Origin of the sequence: Actinophytocola sp. (genome assembly GCF_035942955.1) — a bacterium.
Lineage (GTDB): Bacteria > Actinomycetota > Actinomycetes > Mycobacteriales > Pseudonocardiaceae > DASYTH01.
The window spans coordinates 13018-29382 of record NZ_DASZCQ010000072.1; the positions used below are offsets into that span (position 1 = coordinate 13018).

The 16365-nt window shown below is 68.9% G+C and carries 19 protein-coding genes, 4 tRNA genes and 2 pseudogenes; 10 read left to right on the top strand and 15 right to left on the bottom strand.

Annotated elements, in window-relative coordinates; translation table 11 throughout:
- Window positions 1-26: 26 nt before the first annotated feature.
- The 3 genes from VGX25_RS07380 to VGX25_RS07390 are packed head-to-tail and all read right to left on the bottom strand — an operon-like array spanning window position 27 to window position 2097.
- Window positions 27-953: a phosphatidylinositol mannoside acyltransferase gene (locus VGX25_RS07380; protein ID WP_326916863.1), complete on the bottom strand. Its 927-nt coding sequence runs from the start codon at window positions 951-953 to the stop codon at window positions 27-29.
- Window positions 940-1572, bottom strand: coding sequence for a phosphatidylinositol phosphate synthase (gene pgsA, locus VGX25_RS07385; RefSeq protein ID WP_326916864.1), 633 nt, complete (start codon window positions 1570-1572; stop codon window positions 940-942). The genes VGX25_RS07380 and pgsA overlap by 14 nt, the downstream gene beginning before the upstream one ends.
- A 48-nt stretch (window positions 1573-1620) precedes the next feature.
- Window positions 1621-2097, bottom strand: coding sequence for a MarR family winged helix-turn-helix transcriptional regulator (locus tag VGX25_RS07390; protein WP_326916865.1), 477 nt, complete (start codon window positions 2095-2097; stop codon window positions 1621-1623).
- An 89-nt stretch (window positions 2098-2186) separates the two neighbouring features.
- Here VGX25_RS07390 and VGX25_RS07395 point away from each other — a divergent pair, with 89 nt between their 5' ends.
- Window positions 2187-2765, top strand: coding sequence for a YceI family protein (locus VGX25_RS07395; protein WP_326916866.1), 579 nt, complete (start codon window positions 2187-2189; stop codon window positions 2763-2765).
- Here VGX25_RS07395 and VGX25_RS07400 read toward each other — a convergent pair.
- The 3 genes from VGX25_RS07400 to VGX25_RS07410 form a co-directional block, all read right to left on the bottom strand.
- Window positions 2762-3334 carry an HIT domain-containing protein gene (locus VGX25_RS07400; RefSeq protein ID WP_326916867.1) on the bottom strand — a complete coding sequence of 191 codons (573 nt, stop codon included), beginning with the start codon at window positions 3332-3334 and terminating at the stop codon, window positions 2762-2764. The genes VGX25_RS07395 and VGX25_RS07400 overlap by 4 nt on opposite strands.
- Window positions 3335-3357: 23 nt before the next feature.
- Window positions 3358-5421 (bottom strand): threonine--tRNA ligase, encoded by a 2064-nt coding sequence (gene thrS, locus VGX25_RS07405; protein WP_326916868.1) that lies wholly within the window; start codon window positions 5419-5421, stop codon window positions 3358-3360.
- A 76-nt stretch (window positions 5422-5497) separates the two neighbouring features.
- Window positions 5498-6127, bottom strand: a complete 630-nt coding sequence (locus tag VGX25_RS07410; RefSeq protein WP_326916869.1) for a DUF305 domain-containing protein — start codon at window positions 6125-6127, stop codon at window positions 5498-5500.
- 150 nt (window positions 6128-6277) lie between these two features.
- On the opposite strand from VGX25_RS07410, the gene VGX25_RS07415 reads away from it, so the two are divergent.
- On the top strand, window positions 6278-7714 hold the full coding sequence (locus VGX25_RS07415) for an LVIVD repeat-containing protein (protein WP_414635725.1): 1437 nt from the start codon (window positions 6278-6280) through the stop codon (window positions 7712-7714).
- 31 nt (window positions 7715-7745) lie between these two features.
- Here the strand turns inward: VGX25_RS07415 and VGX25_RS07420 are convergent, their stop codons facing one another.
- Window positions 7746-7907 carry a hypothetical protein gene (locus VGX25_RS07420; RefSeq protein ID WP_326916870.1) on the bottom strand — a complete coding sequence of 54 codons (162 nt, stop codon included), beginning with the start codon at window positions 7905-7907 and terminating at the stop codon, window positions 7746-7748.
- A gap of 45 nt (window positions 7908-7952) precedes the next feature.
- Between VGX25_RS07420 and VGX25_RS07425 the strand changes: the two are divergent.
- Window positions 7953-8342, top strand: a pseudogene (locus tag VGX25_RS07425) (sensor histidine kinase); the annotation flags it as partial.
- Between the two features lie 33 nt (window positions 8343-8375).
- Window positions 8376-8585, top strand: a pseudogene (locus tag VGX25_RS35615) (response regulator); the annotation flags it as partial.
- A 740-nt stretch (window positions 8586-9325) separates the two neighbouring features.
- Here VGX25_RS35615 and VGX25_RS07435 read toward each other — a convergent pair.
- Window positions 9326-9397: transfer RNA gene (locus tag VGX25_RS07435), tRNA-Val, on the bottom strand.
- 358 nt (window positions 9398-9755) lie between these two features.
- Here VGX25_RS07435 and VGX25_RS07440 point away from each other — a divergent pair.
- From VGX25_RS07440 to VGX25_RS07455, 4 genes are all read left to right on the top strand, one after another.
- Window positions 9756-10181 carry an SsgA family sporulation/cell division regulator gene (locus tag VGX25_RS07440; RefSeq protein ID WP_326916871.1) on the top strand — a complete coding sequence of 142 codons (426 nt, stop codon included), beginning with the start codon at window positions 9756-9758 and terminating at the stop codon, window positions 10179-10181.
- A gap of 90 nt (window positions 10182-10271) precedes the next feature.
- Window positions 10272-10344 (top strand) — tRNA-Gly (locus tag VGX25_RS07445).
- Window positions 10345-10397: 53 nt separating this feature from the next.
- Window positions 10398-10469: transfer RNA gene (locus tag VGX25_RS07450), tRNA-Cys, on the top strand.
- Between the two features lie 4 nt (window positions 10470-10473).
- A tRNA-Val gene (locus tag VGX25_RS07455) sits at window positions 10474-10548 on the top strand.
- A 131-nt stretch (window positions 10549-10679) separates the two neighbouring features.
- On the opposite strand, the gene VGX25_RS07460 is transcribed toward VGX25_RS07455, so the two are convergent.
- Window positions 10680-10925 (bottom strand): hypothetical protein, encoded by a 246-nt coding sequence (locus tag VGX25_RS07460; protein ID WP_326916872.1) that lies wholly within the window; start codon window positions 10923-10925, stop codon window positions 10680-10682.
- A 17-nt stretch (window positions 10926-10942) separates the two neighbouring features.
- Between VGX25_RS07460 and VGX25_RS07465 the strand changes: the two genes are divergently transcribed.
- Window positions 10943-11209 carry a hypothetical protein gene (locus tag VGX25_RS07465; RefSeq protein WP_326916873.1) on the top strand — a complete coding sequence of 89 codons (267 nt, stop codon included), beginning with the start codon at window positions 10943-10945 and terminating at the stop codon, window positions 11207-11209.
- Between the two features lie 17 nt (window positions 11210-11226).
- On the opposite strand, the gene VGX25_RS07470 is transcribed toward VGX25_RS07465, so the two are convergent.
- From VGX25_RS07470 to VGX25_RS07490, 5 genes are all read right to left on the bottom strand, one after another.
- Window positions 11227-11721: an NUDIX hydrolase gene (locus tag VGX25_RS07470; protein ID WP_326916874.1), complete on the bottom strand. Its 495-nt coding sequence runs from the start codon at window positions 11719-11721 to the stop codon at window positions 11227-11229.
- Window positions 11722-11796: 75 nt separating this feature from the next.
- On the bottom strand, window positions 11797-12609 hold the full coding sequence (locus tag VGX25_RS07475; RefSeq protein ID WP_326916875.1) for an exodeoxyribonuclease III: 813 nt from the start codon (window positions 12607-12609) through the stop codon (window positions 11797-11799).
- Window positions 12597-13244: a dTMP kinase gene (tmk, locus tag VGX25_RS07480; RefSeq protein ID WP_326916876.1), complete on the bottom strand. Its 648-nt coding sequence runs from the start codon at window positions 13242-13244 to the stop codon at window positions 12597-12599. The genes VGX25_RS07475 and tmk overlap by 13 nt, the downstream gene beginning before the upstream one ends.
- A gap of 88 nt (window positions 13245-13332) precedes the next feature.
- Window positions 13333-14127, bottom strand: a complete 795-nt coding sequence (locus VGX25_RS07485; protein ID WP_326916877.1) for a radical SAM protein — start codon at window positions 14125-14127, stop codon at window positions 13333-13335.
- Between the two features lie 259 nt (window positions 14128-14386).
- A complete protein-coding gene (locus VGX25_RS07490) occupies window positions 14387-14719 on the bottom strand; it encodes a hypothetical protein (protein WP_326916878.1) in 333 nt (110 codons plus the stop codon).
- Between the two features lie 40 nt (window positions 14720-14759).
- Between VGX25_RS07490 and VGX25_RS07495 the strand changes: the two genes are divergently transcribed.
- Entirely contained in the window at window positions 14760-15482 is a 723-nt protein-coding gene (locus VGX25_RS07495) for a hypothetical protein (RefSeq protein ID WP_326916879.1), read from the top strand.
- Here VGX25_RS07495 and VGX25_RS07500 read toward each other — a convergent pair.
- Window positions 15455-16318: a helix-turn-helix transcriptional regulator gene (locus VGX25_RS07500; protein ID WP_326916880.1), complete on the bottom strand. Its 864-nt coding sequence runs from the start codon at window positions 16316-16318 to the stop codon at window positions 15455-15457. The genes VGX25_RS07495 and VGX25_RS07500 overlap by 28 nt on opposite strands.
- Window positions 16319-16365: the final 47 nt, after the last annotated feature.

Genomic DNA, 16365 nt, shown 5'->3' on the forward strand with positions numbered 1-16365 from the left:
AATGGTTCGCTCCGCAAGCTCCGCTCTCATGGTCTCTCCTCGGCGGTGGCGAGCACCTTGCGCTTCCCCTCCGGCAGGTCGGCGATCCACAGCTTCTGCAGCATGTGCCAGTCGACCGGGTTGGCCGCGATGTCGGCGGCGAACCCGTCGGCCATCCGCTGCGTGGCGATCGGGATCTCGTCGCGGCTGCCCACCACGATCGGCGAGTGGATGCGCAGGCCCCAGCCGTCCTCGGTGAAGGTCTGGTCCACGATGAGGATGGTCGCGCCGGTCATCGCGGCGAGCCGGGCCGGGCCGGCCGGCATCCTGGTCTGCTCGCCGAAGAACGTGACCGGAATCCCCTTCCTGGTCAGGTCCCGGTCGGCGGTCAGGCACACCACGCCGTTGGCCTTCAGCCGCTCGATCAGCACGCGGTACGGCGAGAAGTCGGTGGCGCTCGCCGGCAGGATCTCGAAACCCATCGACTCCCGGAAGGACACGAACCGCCGGTACAGCGACTCGGGCCGCAGCCGCTCGGCGACCGTGGTGAACGTGCCGTAGCGATCCGCCAGCCACATGCCGGACACGTCCCAGTTTCCGGTATGCGGCAGGACGAGGATCAGGCCCTTGCCCTTGCTCAGCACGTCGTCGATCATCGCCCGGCCGACCATCGCCTCGTCGACCTTCCGGCAGATCGCCTGCCGGTCCATGCCCGGCAGCCGGAAGGTCTCCCGCCAGAACCGGGCGTAGGACCGCAGCGAGCCGCGCACCAGCTCGTCGAGCTCCTCGGCGCCGGCCTGCGGGACCACCCGCGCGAGGTTGCGCCGCAGCTGCTGAACGCGGGGACCGTTGCGCCGGGCGGCGACGTCGGCGGCGGAGTTGAACATCGACGCGGCCATGCCCTCCGGCATCCGCCGGACCAGGCTCCAGCCGGCCGCATAGGCCCAGTCTTGCAGCCGGTCACTTACGCTCATGCCCCGCCTCCGTCATCTCCGCCGCCGACGAGCGCCACACCGCGACCATCCGCTGCACCACGGTCACCAGCGACAGCCCGACGAGCAGCCACAGCGCCGCGTGCAGGGCGTGCGGCACCCCCATTCCGGACAGTCCGGCGCCGACCAGCGAGATGATCAACCGCTCGGCGCGCTCGACCAGGCCCACGTTGGCGGTGAGACCGGCCGCCTCGGCCCGCGCCTTGATGTAGGAGATCAGCTGCCCGAGCACCAGGCAGATCAGGGCCGCCGCGGCGAGCGCCCGGTTGCCCGCCACGGCAAAGCCGTACCAGGCGATCCCGGCGAACAGCGCCCCGTCGGCGATCCGGTCGCAGGTGGAGTCCAGCACCCCGCCGAACCTGGTGCCGGAGCCCTTGGCCCTGGCCATGGCGCCGTCGAGCAGGTCGAGCATGACGAAGCCCCACACCACGAGCGTCCCGGCGAGCAGGTGCCCGGTTGGGAACAGCCACAGCGCTCCGGCCACCGCGCCCGCCGTGCCGAACACGGTCATCGCGTTGGGTGTGAGACCACCGCGGACCAGCCACGCGCCGATCGGATCGGTCACGCGGGATACCGAGGCTCTGGCGAAGATGTTCAGCATTGGCCGGTCGGGTGCACCTCACCTGCGGTCGATCTGGGCGAGGGCAGCCTAATGGCGGGGAGGGGAGTCCGGGCAGCCGAGCCCCTTCAGGATGGCCTTGCTGATCTCACCCAGCTCGGCCAGCTGCTCCGGGGTGAGCACGTCGAACAACTGCTCGCGGACCGCGGTGACGTGCCCCGGCGCGGCCGCCTCCAGCGCGGCGAACCCGGCATCGGTCAGCACCGCGTACGAGCCCCGCCGGTCGGTCGGGCAGGTCCGCCGCTCCACCCAGCCCACCTGCTCCAGCCGCGCCACCGCGTGCGACAGCCGGCTGCGGGAGAACCCCCGGACCCCGGCCAGGTCGCTCATCCGCAGCGTCCGGTCCGGCGCCTCGGACAGGGCCACCAGGATCTCGTAGTAGGTGTACGGCATCGACGAGTCGTGCTGCAGCTGCCGGTCGAAGTGGTCGATGAGGCCCTCGACGGCCGTGATGAACGCGCGCCAGATCTCCTGCTCGCGTTCGCTCAGCCACCGGGTGCGGTCCACGAGTCCAGTCTACCGGCCATTGTTGAGCCCTCAATCGTCTTGCTGTAGGCTCTGATTGAGCGTTCAACCAACCTAGGAGGTAGCTTTCCATGAGCAGTCCCACGACCGTCGAGATCCCCGGCTACATCGCGGGCACCTGGGACTTCGACCCCGCGCACACCTACGTGGGCTTCGTCGTCCGGCATCTGGTGGTGACCAAGGTCCGCGGCCGGTTCGAGACCGTCGAGGGCCACATCCACACCGCCGAGAACCCGCTGGACTCCACCGTCGAGGTCAGCGTGGACCTCAACTCGGTCAACACCAACAACGAGACCCGGGACAACCACCTGCGCTCCGCCGACTTCTTCGAGGTCGAGAAGTACCCGCGGATGACCTTCCGGTCCACCGGCATCCGGCCCGACGGCGACGCGTTCGTGCTCGACGGCGAGCTCACCATCAAGGACGTCACCCGCCCCGTCTCGCTGAACTTCGAGCTCAGCGGCTTCGGCAAGGACCCGTGGGGCGGTACCCGGCTCGGCCTCGAGGCCAAGGGTGAGATCAACCGCAAGGACTTCAACGTCAACTTCGAGGGCGTGCAGGACGGCATCGCGGTGGTCGCCGACAAGATCGAGCTGGTGATCGACGTCGAGGCGGTGCTGCGCAAGGACGACGCCCCGGCCGAGAGCTAGTCTCCCTCCGCCCACGCCTTCGCGAGCAGCGAGCGGGTCTCACTGAGCAACTGGGGCAGCACCTTGGTGTGCCCGATGACCGGCATGAAGTTCGAGTCGCCGCCCCACCGGGGCACCAGGTGCTGGTGCAGGTGGGCGGCGATGCCGGCGCCGGCGATCACACCCTGGTTCATCCCGATGTTGAACCCGTGCGGCGAGGCCACTCGGCGGGCGACGCCCATCGCCCGCTGGGTGAACTCGGCCAGCTCGATCGTCTCCGCCCTGGTCAGGTCCGGGTAGTCGGCGACGTGCCGGTAGGGCACCACCATCAGGTGACCCGGGTTGTACGGGTACAGGTTGAGCACCGCGTACACCAGCTCGCCGCGCGCGATGATCAACCCGTCGGCGTCGTCCAGCTCGACCAGCCGGCAGAACGGGCAGCCCTCGGCCGCGTCGTGGTCGGGCTTGTTCTCGCCGAGGATGTACGCCATCCGGTGCGGCGTCCACAGCCGCTGCAGCGCGTCGGGGATTCCCACACCCTCCTGCGCCACGAGCTCTGGCTGCTGCTCCGCCCAACCGGAACCGGTCATGCGTCGATCCTAAGGGCGATTCCTCAGGCCTCGATGGTAAGCGTCTTGGCGGACGGGGAGGCGTTCTCGCGGCGGGCGATCCAGCCCTCGATCGCCTCGACGGCGCGGGCCACCGGCACGCCGTTGACCTGGCTGCCGTCCCGGAACCGGAACGACACCGCGCCGGCCTCGACGTCCTTGCCGCCGGCCAGCAGCAGGAACGGCACCTTCGCCGTGGTGTGATTGCGGATCTTCTTCTGCATCCGGTCGTCCGAGGTGTCGACCTCGACCCGGATTCCCTTGGCCCGCAACGCTTTTGCCACCCCGAGCAGGTGCTCTGCGTGCTCGTCGGCGATCGGGATGCCGACCACCTGCACCGGCGCCAGCCAGGCCGGGAACGCGCCGGCGTAGTGCTCGGTGAGGATGCCGAAGAAGCGCTCGATCGACCCGAACAGCGCCCGGTGGATCATGTACGGCCGCTGCCGCGAGCCGTCCGGCGCGGTGTACTCCAGCTCGAACCGGTCCGGCAGCTGGAAGTCGACCTGCAGCGTGGACAGCTGCCAGGAGCGACCGAGGGCGTCGGTGCAGTGCACGTCGATCTTCGGCGCGTAGAACGTGCCCTCGCCGTGGCCGATCCGGTACGGCAGCCCGGCCCGGCGCAGCGCCTCCTCCAGCGCGGCCTCCGCCTTGTCCCAGTCCTCCAGCTTGCCGACGTACTTGTCCGGCCGGGTGGACAGCTCCGCGGTGAACTCGGTGAGCCCGTAGTCGCGCAGCAGCCCCAGCACGAAGTCGAGCAGGGCCGCCAGCTCGTCCTGCAGCTGGTCGGGCGTGCAGTAGATGTGCGCGTCGTCCTGGGTGAACCCGCGCACCCTGGTCAGCCCGTGCACCACGCCGGACTTCTCGTACCGGTACACGCCGCCGAACTCGAACAACCGCAGCGGCAGCTCCCGGTAGGACCGGCCGCGCGCCCGGAAGATCAGGTTGTGCATGGGACAGTTCATCGGCTTGAGGTAGTAGTCCTGCCCCGGCTTGCGCACCGTGCCGTCCTCGTTCAGCTCGGCGTCGAGGTGCATCGGCGGGAACATGCCGTCGGCGTACCAGCCGAGATGCCCGGAGATCTCGTACAGCTGGGCCTTGGTGATGTGCGGGGTGTAGACGAACTCGTACCCCTCCTCCTCGTGCCGCCGCCGGGAGTAGTCCTCCATGGCCTTGCGGATGATTCCGCCCTTGGGGTGGAACACCGCGAGGCCGGAGCCGATCTCGTCGGGGAAGCTGAACATGTCCAGCTCCGCGCCGAGCTTGCGGTGGTCGCGCCGCTCGGCCTCGGCGATCAGCTCCAGGTGCCGGTCGAGCGCCTCCTGCGACTCCCATGCGGTGCCGTAGATCCGTTGCAGCTGCGGGTTTTTCTCGTTGCCCCGCCAGTAGGCCGCGGCCACCCTGGTGAGGGTGAACGCGGGGATGTGCTTGGTGGTAGGCACGTGCGGCCCGCGGCACAGGTCGCCCCAGACCCGCTCCCCGGTGCGCGGATCGAGGTTGTCGTAGATGGTCAGCTCTCCCCCGCCGACCTCCATCACCTCGTCAGTGTCCACTGTGTCCTCGCCGGACTTGAGATCGACGAGCTCGAGCTTGTACGGCTCGGCGGCCAACTCCGCCTTGGCCGCGTCCACCGAGTCGACCACCCGGCGGGAGAACCGCTGGGCGCCCTTGATGATCTGCTTCATCCGCTTCTCCAGCGCCTGCAGATCCTCCGGGGTGAACGGCCGCTCGACGTCGAAGTCGTAGTAGAACCCGTCCTTGATCGGCGGGCCGATGCCCAGCTTGGCCTCGGGGAACAGCTGCTGGACGGCCTGCGCGAGCACGTGCGCGCAGGAGTGCCGGAGCACGCTGCGGCCCTCCTCGGTGTCCGCGGCGACCGCCTCCACCTCGACCTCGACGTCCGGCGCCCAGGCCAGGTCGCGCAGCCGGCCCTCGCCGTCGCGGACCACCACGACCGCGTCCGGGCCCTTGCCCGGCAACCCGGCCTCGCGGACCGCGGCGCCCGCCGTAGTGCCCGCCGGCACCACCACGCGCGGTGCGGGTGCGGCGGCATGGACAGGCGGCTGGGCCACGGCAACTCCTCGGGTCTGGTGATTACGCGCAGTAGATGGTATCGAGGCGCCCCGCTCGCCGGCCTGCGGGTTTTGCTCAGCCGAGCAGACCCCGCATCGTGTTGATCTCGTCGGACTGCGTGGCGACGACGTCGTCGGCCATCTCCTGGACCCGCACGTCCATGCCGGCCGTCTGCACCGCGCGCGCCATGGTCAGCGCGCCCTCGTGGTGGGTGATCATCAGCTGCAGGTACAGCCGGTCGAACTCCGGCCCGCGCGCCGCGCGCAACGCCTCGAGCTGTGCCGGGGTGGCCAGACCGACCATCGCGTGGCTGCCGTGCTCGGCGTGCTCGGGATCGACGGTGGGCCGGCCGTGGCCGCGCAGCCAGGAGTTCATCATGTCGATCTCGGGCCGCTGCGTGCCGGCGATGCGGTCGGCGAGGCGCCTGACGTCGTCGCGCGCGGCCCGCTCCGGCGCCAGCCTCGACATCACGATGGCCTGCTGGTGATGGACGATCATGTCCTGGACATACCGGATGTCCGCGTCGTTCGGCCGGTTCGCCGGCAGCGGGTTGGGCTGGCCCGGGGCGAGCGTGCCGGCCGACTCGCCGGGGCGGCCGGGCACGAGCACCGGCGGCCCGTCCGCGCTCGGCTCCTGCGTGCAGGCCGGCAGCCCGCTCAGCGCCAGCGCGGCGGCCAGCGCGCACACCGTCCGCATTGCGGCCATGGATTACCACCATTCGGGCGGTCTTTCTGGGAAAAGAACCCGCCTAAGGGTGCTGGTTGGGGACTAACCCGACGGTAATACTTGGGCTACCGAACGTCCACGAGAGGGGCATCCGCCGTGAGCTCCGCACAGAGCAGTCGGCGCCGCAGAGTGTCGACGGCCGTTATCGGAACCCTGACCCTGACCCTGTCGGCGCTGGCCGGTGTCTCGGCAGCCGGCGCCCAGGGCTTCCCGGCTGCCGACGAGGTCGTCAGCAGCCCGAACATGAGCCTGGTCGCCAACGTCCCGCTCAGCGGCCCGCTGACCGGCGAGGAGGCGCTCAGCACCGACATCGCGTTCCAGGGCGACTTCGCGTTCGTCGGCAACTACCTCGGCTTCACTATCTACGACATCAGGAACCCCCGCCGTCCGCAGATCGTCAGCCAGGTGCTGTGCCCCGGCTCCCAGAACGACGTGTCCATCGCCGGCAACCTGCTGTTCCTGTCCACCGACTCCCGGCGCAGCGACGACTCGTGCCAGTCCACCGCGCAGCCCGACGGCGCCCTGCCGTACTGGGAGGGCATCAAGATCTTCGACGTGAGCGACAAGCGGGCGCCGCGGTACGTCAAGTCCGTGGAGACCGCCTGCGGCTCGCACACCCACACCCTGGTGCCCGAGGCCACCGGCCGGGCGCAGGAGCAGACCCCCGAGGGCGACGCCGGCCGCAACCGCTCGGTGTTCCTGTACGTGTCGTCGTACAGCCCGAACGCGGCGCTGCCCAAGTGCCAGCCGCCGCACGACAAGATCTCGATCATCAAGGTGCCGCTGCGCAACCCGACCGCCGCGGCCGTCGTCGCCACCCCGGTGCTGTTCCCCGACGGCGGCAACCCCGGCGAGCCCGACCTGCAGTTCCCCGAGCGCACCTCGGCCACCAGCGGATGCCACGACCTGACCGTGTACCCGGAGAAGAACCTGATGGCCGGCGCCTGCATGGGTGACGGCGTGCTGTTCGACATCTCCGACCGGGAGGCGCCGCGCACGATCAGCCGCGTGCAGGACAACCAGAACTTCGCGTTCTGGCACTCCGCCACGTTCAACAACGCCGGCACCAAGGTGGTCTTCACCGACGAGCTCGGCGGCGGCGGCGCACCGACCTGCAACGCGGAGATCGGTCAGCTCAAGGGCGCAGACGCCGTCTACGACGTGGTCGGCCGGGGCAACGACCGGCGGCTGGAGTTCCGCAGCTACTTCAAGATCTCCCGGATGCAGACCGAGACCGAGAACTGTGTGGCGCACAACGGATCCCTGATCCCGGTGGCGGGCAAGGACATCATGGTCCAGGCCTGGTACCAGGGCGGCATGCAGGTGTGGGACTTCACCGACTCGCGCAACCCGGTGGAGATCGGCTTCCTCGAGCGCGGCCCGCTCGAGCCGGAGGACATCGGCGGCGAGTGGTCGGTCTACTGGTACAACGGCTTCATCTACGGCTCCGACATCCGCAAGGGTCTCGACGTGGTGGAGCTCAACGACCCGCGGACCAACTCCGCGCGGGGCGTCCGGATGAACGAGCTCAACGTCCAGACGCAGGAGCGCTTCGGCCGACGCTGAGCGGCCGCAACTCGTCAGGCGTCCCGCCGGATCAGCGCGAGGGATCCGGCGGCCAGCGCCACGGCCCCACGGAGGCCGCCGGCACCGCGACCTCGCTCCGCCCGGCCAGCTGCGAGGTCAGGTTCGGCAGCATGACGGCGGCCACCCGGTCGTCCCACGGCGCCGGCAGGAAGAACGCAAACGGCGGCAGCACGCGCTGCGCATCGTCGAGGACACCAGCCGCGGCACGCTGACCGAGATGCGTCGGCTGCTCGGCGTGCCGCGCTCCGACGGCGGGGTGCCGGCCCCCGAGCCGGCGCCCAGCCCCGGCCTGGCCGGGGTCCGCGTCGAGCTGGACGTGCGGCGGTCGGCGGAGCTTCCGGACGGGGTGGAGCTGTCGGTGTACCGGATCGTGCAGGAGGCGCTGACCAACGTGGTCAAGCACGCCGCGCCGGCCCGCCGCCGGGTCAGCGTGGTGCCCGACGAGCACGAGGCCAGGGTCGAGACCGTCGACGACGGACCGGGGACGCGGATCCTGCCGGGCTCCACGCCGGGCCACGGCCTCGTCGGGATGCGCGAGCGGATCACGATGCACGGCGGCGAGTTCGGCGCCGGGCCGCGCGCCGAGGGCGGCTTCGCCGTGTCCGCCCGGCTGCCGTACGCGCTCCTCCGAGGAGCGGGCGTGAGCCGGGTGCTGATCATCGACGATCAGGCGTTGCTGCGCGGCAGTTTCCGGCTGCTGGTCGACACCGCGCCGGACCTGACCGCGGTCGGCGAGGCCGGCACCGGCGCCGAGGCGGTCGGGCCGGCCCGCCGCGAGCGTCCGGACGTGGTGCTGATGGACGTGCGCATGCCGGAGATGGACGGGATCGAGGCCACCCGGCGGATCTGCTGTCCGCCATCCGGTCATCACCGCCGGCGAGGGTCTGCTCTCCCCCAGCGTCACCCGCCGCCTGATCGCGGAGTTCGCCCGCGTCGCCGCGCCCGCCATGGCGGTCTCGGCCACGCTCGACGGCGTGACCGACCGGGAGCGCGAGGTCCTCACGCTGATCGCCAAGGGCCTGTTCCACACCGAGATCGCCGCCCAGCTGCTCGTCAGCGTCCGCCACCGGCAAGACCCACATCGGCCGCCTGCCCACCAAGCTCCACACCCAACTCGTGATCATCGCCGACGAGCCCGCCCTGGTCTCCATATCCACCCGGCAACCGGCAAGGCTGGTTCCATGCCACGCAACCACGCTGGGTCGGGAGGAGCCAGCACCGTCGGGCGATTGGGGGCCGCGGCCCCCAACATCATCCGAGACGACGTGGTCCGCGCATTCCGCGGACAATCGCCAAAGGCCTGTCCAACACCGAGATCGCCACCCAGCTGCTCGTCAGCGTCCGCCACCGGCAAGACCCACATCGGCCGCCTGCCCACCAAGCTCCACCCCCAACTCGTGATCATCGCCGACGAGCCCGCCCTGGTCTCCACATCCACTCAGCAAACGGCAAGGCTGGTTCACGACCAACGCGCCCAGCCCCGCATCGGAAGGAGCCAGCACCGTGGGGGGTTTGGGGGGCTCGGCCCCCCAACATCATCCGAGACGACGTGGTCCGCGCTTTCCGCGGACACACGTCGCCGGAGTCGAGTGGGCGATACTGGGATCGAACCAGTGACCTCTCCGGTGTGAGCGGAGCGCTCTCCCGCTGAGCTAATCGCCCGGTGATGACCGGCATACAGTAGCGGACGCCGGAGCTCAACTGAAATCGGGCATGGCAGCCGCCGAATGTGGGCCTCACCAGGCGAAACGGCGGGACGTCCTAAGATCAAACAGGACAGATTGCCATGCGGGCCCGGCCAGGGCGAGGCGACACGAGCAACATTCAGGCCACAGCGCTACCGGTTGTTGACCGAACCTTGCCAGTATGGAAGGTGGGACGAGACGTCGACACAGGGCTGGAACCACTGGACCGGACGGGTGATGTTGCCAGGTCTGCCACCGATTGGGCCGGCGAAGCGTCACATTGAGAGGCCTCAGTCGTTCATATTGACTGGGAAGGGAGCAGAAGGGTAGCGACCATGCGCAACGACCACGTCACGCTCCGCTCGACAGCGGTGTTCGACCTGCTTGCGCCGCGCACCCCGGCGGTGCCGGTGAAGGTCGAGCTGCGCTACGACACGCGTGACCCGTACGCGGTTGTCGCGGCCTTCCGCACCGGCCGCGCCGGTTGGGTCGAATGGGTGTACGCCCGCGACCTGCTCGCCGACGGCCTCATCGCCGAGGCGGGCGACGGCGACGTCCGGATCCGCCCCGCGGTCGACGACCCCGAGGTGGTCGTCATCGAGCTGAGCTCGCCGTCCGGCCACGCCGTGTTCGAGGCGTCGGCGCAGGAGCTGGCCGACTTCCTCGACCGGACGTACGACGTCGTGGTGCCCGGCAACGAGCACCTCTGGGTGGACGTCGACGAGGCGCTCACCCACCTGATCTCGACGGATCTCAGCTAATCTCGCGTTGCGGGACAAGCGGAACCCGATTTGATCCCCGGTCAGCGGGTCGGATACAGTTCCGCACGCACCACGGTCAGACCGTGGCTCGCGGACGTAGCGCAGTTGGTAGCGCATCACCTTGCCAAGGTGAGGGTCGCGGGTTCGAGCCCCGTCGTCCGCTCGGCTAGGCCTCTCGGACCGGGGCCACACTCCCGAAGTTAGGCTCGGGATTACGGCGGAGTGGCCGAGTGGTTTAGGCAAGGGCCTGCAAAGCCCTGTACGCGGGTTCGATTCCCGCCTCCGCCTCGGCGGGCGATTAGCTCAGTGGGAGAGCGCTACCTTGACACGGTAGAGGTCACTGGTTCAATCCCAGTATCGCCCACCACATCTTCCCCTCGGGCCAGAGGCCCTGCTCCTGATCATGAGGCCAATGCCTCAGTGATCCAATGGCGACGAAATGGCGATGGCGTCGCCCTTACCGCCCGAGTTCTCGATCATGAGCTTGGTGATGACCGGTCACAGGTGCGGGAACCAGCCGGTCAGTCGATCACTTTCAGTAGCCGTCAAGGCAAGCAGACTAGCCGCCCATCGTGCCTCCAGCGCGTCGATGATCTGTTGCTTCATCACGTCGGTCACGTGGTCGTAGATCCGGGCGATGCCCTTCATCTTCTGCCCCAACCGTGCCCGGCGGGCCACCTCGGGAACACCGTCCTCGGTCAGCCAGGTCGCATGGGTGTGGCGTCCCTCGTGGAAGTGAACCACGGCAGGATCGCCGGGACGTGATCCTCGGCCTCCGGGTTGTCGGGGTGGACGCCATCCCAGGCCCGCCGCCAGTACCGCTGCCGGAAGTTCGACCGACGCCATGGATGGCCTTCCGGCGTGGTGAACACGAACGTGTGCTGGTGGCTGTCCAACAGCAGTTTGGCTACGCCTGCGTGGTCGGACTTGTCGCGATCGCGCTCGGCCGGCTGTCGCGGACCCCGCCAGTCCCCTACGGTCCGGCGATGATCGCCGGTGCCTTCACCGTCGTGCTCGTGACGCCGTAAGCGGATCCGGCCGGTGGTCAGGCGAACAGGAGGAGTGGCTCGTCCGGAACGATCCCGGCGAGGACCTGGCTAAGGAGCGTCGGGAGTGCGGGGGGAAGGAGTTTGTCACGACAGTGGGCCAGTTCGTGGTAGCTCCACCAACGGTGTTCGATGAGGCCGAGTTTCTCGTTGGCGGTGGGCGCGATCGCCGTCGTCGGTGAGAACCGGCTTGGCCGGGCGAGGTAGACGTGTTCGCGGCGGTGGTGGTCGCGGTTGCGGTAGCGGAAGCGGGTCTCGCGGATCCACAGGCAGGGGCCGAGGTGGTCGAGGTGGATGCCGGTTTCCTCGGCGAGTTCGCGGATGGCGGCGTCGGTGGGGGTCTCGCCGGGGTCGAGTCCGCCGCCGGGCAGTTCCCACCAGTGGTGGGTCGGTTGGTCGGGGTCGCGGGCGTGGATGAGCAGCACGCGATCGTGCGGGTCGAGCAGCAGGACGCGGGCACCGATACGCAGGATGCCGAGGTCGGCGGTGGTCATCCGGCCGGAGGTTCCTCACGGTCGCACGGGCAACGACGGCGGTCGAAGCCGGTGCCGGAACGCCCGGCAGGCTGGTTAGAACAGCGTGGGTGGGCTGGCCGCTTCGACCGGGTCGGAGACTAGCAACGGGGTGCCGGCGCAGCGGGTGAGGCGCGCCGTGAGGGCGGAGTGATCGCTGAGCCGGGCCAGACAGGGCTGGTGGAGGTATTCGCAGTGGTCGAGGTCGGCGGCGAGGTCTTTGGAGCAGTGGATGTGGTCATAGCGGTAGCCGTCGCCGGTGCGGCCGACCCAGCTGTGCTCCACCCGATCAGGATGCAGGTGCCGGAAGGCGTCGACGAGGCCGTGCTGGTCGGTGAGGCTGCGGTAGAAGTCGTACTCGAAGGGTGCGAAGAAGCGGTACCGCGGCTGGTGGTCCGGCTCCAGCACGTTGAGGTCGCCGAGCAACACGGTGGGCTCGCCGGCCCCCGTGGCGCGTAGCGCGGTGGCGAACTCGGTCAGCCAACACCGTTTGCGTTCGGTCTTCTCGGCACCGGCATCCCGCGACGGCACGTACACCCCGATGACGCGGATCGGCCCACGGTCGGTGTCCAGCATCGCGCCGACCGCCCGGGTGGGCAGGTAGCCCACGGTGTGGGTGATGGAGTCGGGATCGGCGATGATCTTGCTGATGATCATCACGCCGTACTCGCCGGGGCCGGGCCCGGGGAAGATCACCGTGCAGCCGGCGGCCCGGAAGGCGTCGGCGAGCAGGCGGCAGCCGTCGCTGGCCTTGGTCTCGGTGAGCACCAGCACGTCCTCGGGCCGGGCGGCCAACCAGGCGAGTAGGGCGGTCGCCCGGTCGGTGGACGGGTTGGCGATGTTGAGCGTCAGCAGGCTCAGGCCGGGCACGCGGTCCTCCGCTCGAGATACATGTCGACGATCTGGAAGGCCACGGTCAACGCGATCGCCTCGGGCTTCGCGGTGGTGGCGTCCACAGTGAGTATCGGCCACCCGCGTTCATACAGTTCGGCCGTCACCTGCCGGTACAGGTTGGACTCCGACCGGCTCGCATCCGGAAGGCGCTCGAATCGGCTGTGCCCTCCCCGCTCGTCGAGCCGGCGGGCGATCACGGCCGGGTCGGCGTTGACGATCACGACGAGGTCGGGCACGTAGACGCCGGCGTTGAGCTGCCACACCGTGTCGCCGGTAATGCCGTCGAGGCGCTGCGGCACCAGCGAGGACGGCAGGTAGCGGTCACTGATCACGACCGTCCCGGCGCGTAGGGCGGGCAGCATTTCCGCGGCCAGGTGGTGGTGCCGGTCCACGGCGACCAGGCAGGCCAGGGCCATTCCGCGGTAGGTGCCGGTGCCGTTGCGGATGTGGTCGCCGAGGGGGGTGCGGCTGGGCTCGGTCGCCGTATGTACAGGCACCGCCCGGTCAACCAACGCGCGCGCGACCAGGGTGGCCATGGTGGACTTTCCTATCCCACCGGGGCCGTCGATGCAGACGAATAGGCCCGGCAATCGCCCCTGGTGGACGGTCATGCCGGCACCAACGGCAACAGCCGGCGCTCCCCCGAGGTCACCGGACACTGCTCGGCGTCCACGTCGCCGATGCGGCCGCCCGCCGAGATCACCGCCGCCGGGCATCCCTTGCCGCAGGACGCGGCGATGCCGCAGGAGCGGCAGGTCGGGTGGCCCCGACGTGATAGCGGTCGTGGAAGCGGTAGGCATCCAGCCGTTCGGCGAGGTCGGCGTCGGTGAAGATGTTGCCGACGATGAACTCCGCCGGGTCGTGCCGGGAGGCTGGGGTGCGGGCGGCGAACACCAGATACGGGCACACCGTCACCTCGCCGGGCGTGAACACGTAGATGATTGTTCCGGCCTCGCATCCGGACAATGGTTTGCCGTCGTTGTTGGGGAACCGGATATGGGCGATATCCAGGTCGGGACCCTCGAACGGAGCGGTCGGCTCGAAATGCGCCGCATGTGATCGTCTGGGCTGGCCAGCGGGCGACGTGCCTTGACCCCGCGACCCATGCTCGACAGCGGGTTCATCAGCACGTACCGGGCGCCCTGCTGGCGCGCGAACTCGCACAGCTCGCGGTACTCCTCGTCCTCGGCCAAGGTGTTCGGTGTGCACAGCAGGCCCCTGCAACAATCCGGCCCGGGCGAGCCGAGTCACGGTGGCCACGGTGATCTCGAACGAAGCCCTGTCGCCACGGAACCGGCCGTGCGATTCCGCCCGGAAACCGTCCAGGGAGACGTTGCAATGCACCCCGCCGATCACCGCCAGTTCGTCGATCGTCGCCCGGTCGAGGTTCGTGGCGTTGGTACAGACACCGACCTCCATCCCGCCAGCGCGAAAAGCCCGCACGACACCGAGGAAGGCAGGATGGATGGTGGGCTCCCCGCCGGTGAGGGTCATCCGAAGGACGCGACACTCCCGCAGCCGGGGCACGACCAATGTCCACGATGCCGGCCAGCGGCATGGAGGAGCCCGCGCGAGTGGCCGAGACGAAACAGTGCGCGCTGCGCAGATTGCAGCGCTCGTCGATCTGCACCAACGCATTACGGCATGGCGCCTCGACCGTCGTTCGGAAATAACACGACGCCGCTCGGCCGCCGTCGGCGATAATCCGGGCAATCACACCCAAAGTGTCCAGCAGCAATATTCGATGTCCAGATTATCTGCCGAACATCTTGAGGTAATCTCGGCAGGTACTGCGAACACGAACAGCTCGGCTGTCCAAACGAACAGCAGGAGGTTCCGTGCCATCACCTGCCGGGTGCAATTGAAATCGGCTGATGCGGTCGCCGACCTGCTCGACATCCCGGCCGACCTGGTCCATGAAGCCGGAGCGCAGCTGCGCGCGGCCCGGCGGCTCGGACGTGAGCAGTCCAGCGTGCAGAAACAACTCAATACCCTCAATGAGATCGCCAAGCGGCTCGTCGGCGAGTCGCTGGTCATCAAGCAGGGCCGTGGTCAGGACGTGCTGTTCACCCCCAGTGGCGAGCACCTCACCAAGCTCGCAAGGTCCACACTGGACTCTTGGACCATTGCGGTGCACGGCGCCCGCCGGCAGCTCGGCTCCACGATCACCCATTGGCACCACCGAGTTCACCATCCGGTTCGTCGGCGAGATTTGGCCGCGGCTGCGCGACGAGTTCGAACGGCGGGAGGTCGAACTCAAGATCGTCCACGTCCGCACCCGCGACTTCTGGTCCACACTCGACGCTCAGCAGGTCGACCTCGTATGCGGCAGCTTCGCCACCGAGGCCGGTAAGCTCCCCACCCTCGATTACGACTTCATCGAATGGCACCGCGAGCCCATCGCCCTGCTGACCAACCTGTCCACCCGCGAACTTCCCGACAAACCCGTACGGGCGGACAAACTACCCACCCTGCCACTGCTCGCCCCCACCGCCGGACTGCTCGCCGAGTTCCTCCGCCGCTGGTACGGACCCGACTACCGCAGCCGGCTGTCCATCATCGCCGAGATCGACGCCCTCTACTACGGCCTCGGCCTGCTCGACTCCCAACTCCTCCACGGCTGCCTGCTCACCACCAACGCCGTCGCCCAGGCCGCCATCGACGGACGCCTCCCCGGCGGCGCCGGACTACGCATGATCGAACTCGGCGACGACTACCAGCCCCCACTCGAACTGGTCACCGGCGTCTTCGCCCGCCGAGGCGAGCGCGAGCACTACTCCCCCGATCACCCAGTCAACCTGCTCTGGCATGAGTTCGAGGCTCACGCCCCGGCAAGCTCCCTGAGCTGACGATGGATCAGATCGGTGCTATCGGCCGGCGACAGCGCCAGGGCCGACACGTCGTCGAACATGTTGGTGAAGCGTTGTACGTCTTCAGGGTCTTCCACCCAGGCGCCACCAGCTGGGTACTCGAGGTAGACGCCTGGTACGGCGTCGGGCTCCGGGTAGTCGACGATGACGCACGAGCCATTCATAGTGCCGTAGGCGCCAACACCAAATGTGATCACCTGGAGCGTGATGTTGGGCTTCTCGGCGACAAGCAGAAGACGTGCGAGCTGCTCACGGTGCACATCGGGGCCACCGATCTTGCGCTGGACGACAGCTTCATCGATCAGTACGTGCAGAGCGAGGGGGTCGGGGCCCTCCAGCGGTTTCTGCCGCTTCATTCGCGCGGCGACCACATCGCCCTGTCGAGTCGCGGGGTTATAGAACCGGTGGGCGGCCTGGACAAGGGCGCGGGCATACCTCTCGGTCTGGAGCAGGGCAGGCAGAACATAGGGCGCCAACACCCGCTCCTGGACTGCCTCGCGCTGCTCTGCGTTGACAAGTTTGCGGAACGCCTTGGGCACCATGGAGGGCAGCCGCACGGAGCGAGGCTCCACCCTTGCGTCATCCCACAGGCGGGATGCCTGATCCCGCTCGGCCTTGGTCGCACCGTAGTAGTCCAGCAAGGTGCGCACCGTGCCCCAGTTCGGCAGAACCTCGCCTGCCTCGTATCGGTTCATGGTGCTGGGCGAGTCCTGCTTCAGCTCGACCGCAGCCTCGGCCGTGGTTCTCCCGGCTCGTTGCCGCACGGCCATCAGGTAACTGCCCAGCCGCTTCTTGCATCTCGTTGGAACGGCCACGTTCAGTAGCCTAGTGTCGCGAGGAACCGTGCGGACGCATGTTCACT

Coding starts and splice junctions, on each gene's coding strand:
- VGX25_RS07400 (WP_326916867.1), bottom strand. CDS start 3,334: ATGACCGGTTCCGGTTGGGCGGAGCAGCAGCCAGAGCTCGTGGCGCAG.
- VGX25_RS07395 (WP_326916866.1), top strand. CDS start 2,187: ATGAGCAGTCCCACGACCGTCGAGATCCCCGGCTACATCGCGGGCACC.
- VGX25_RS07410 (WP_326916869.1), bottom strand. CDS start 6,127: ATGGCCGCAATGCGGACGGTGTGCGCGCTGGCCGCCGCGCTGGCGCTG.
- VGX25_RS07440 (WP_326916871.1), top strand. CDS start 9,756: ATGCGCAACGACCACGTCACGCTCCGCTCGACAGCGGTGTTCGACCTG.
- VGX25_RS07485 (WP_326916877.1), bottom strand. CDS start 14,127: ATGACCCTCACCGGCGGGGAGCCCACCATCCATCCTGCCTTCCTCGGT.
- VGX25_RS07470 (WP_326916874.1), bottom strand. CDS start 11,721: ATGACCACCGCCGACCTCGGCATCCTGCGTATCGGTGCCCGCGTCCTG.
- VGX25_RS07380 (WP_326916863.1), bottom strand. CDS start 953: ATGAGCGTAAGTGACCGGCTGCAAGACTGGGCCTATGCGGCCGGCTGG.
- tmk (WP_326916876.1), bottom strand. CDS start 13,244: ATGACCGTCCACCAGGGGCGATTGCCGGGCCTATTCGTCTGCATCGAC.
- pgsA (WP_326916864.1), bottom strand. CDS start 1,572: ATGCTGAACATCTTCGCCAGAGCCTCGGTATCCCGCGTGACCGATCCG.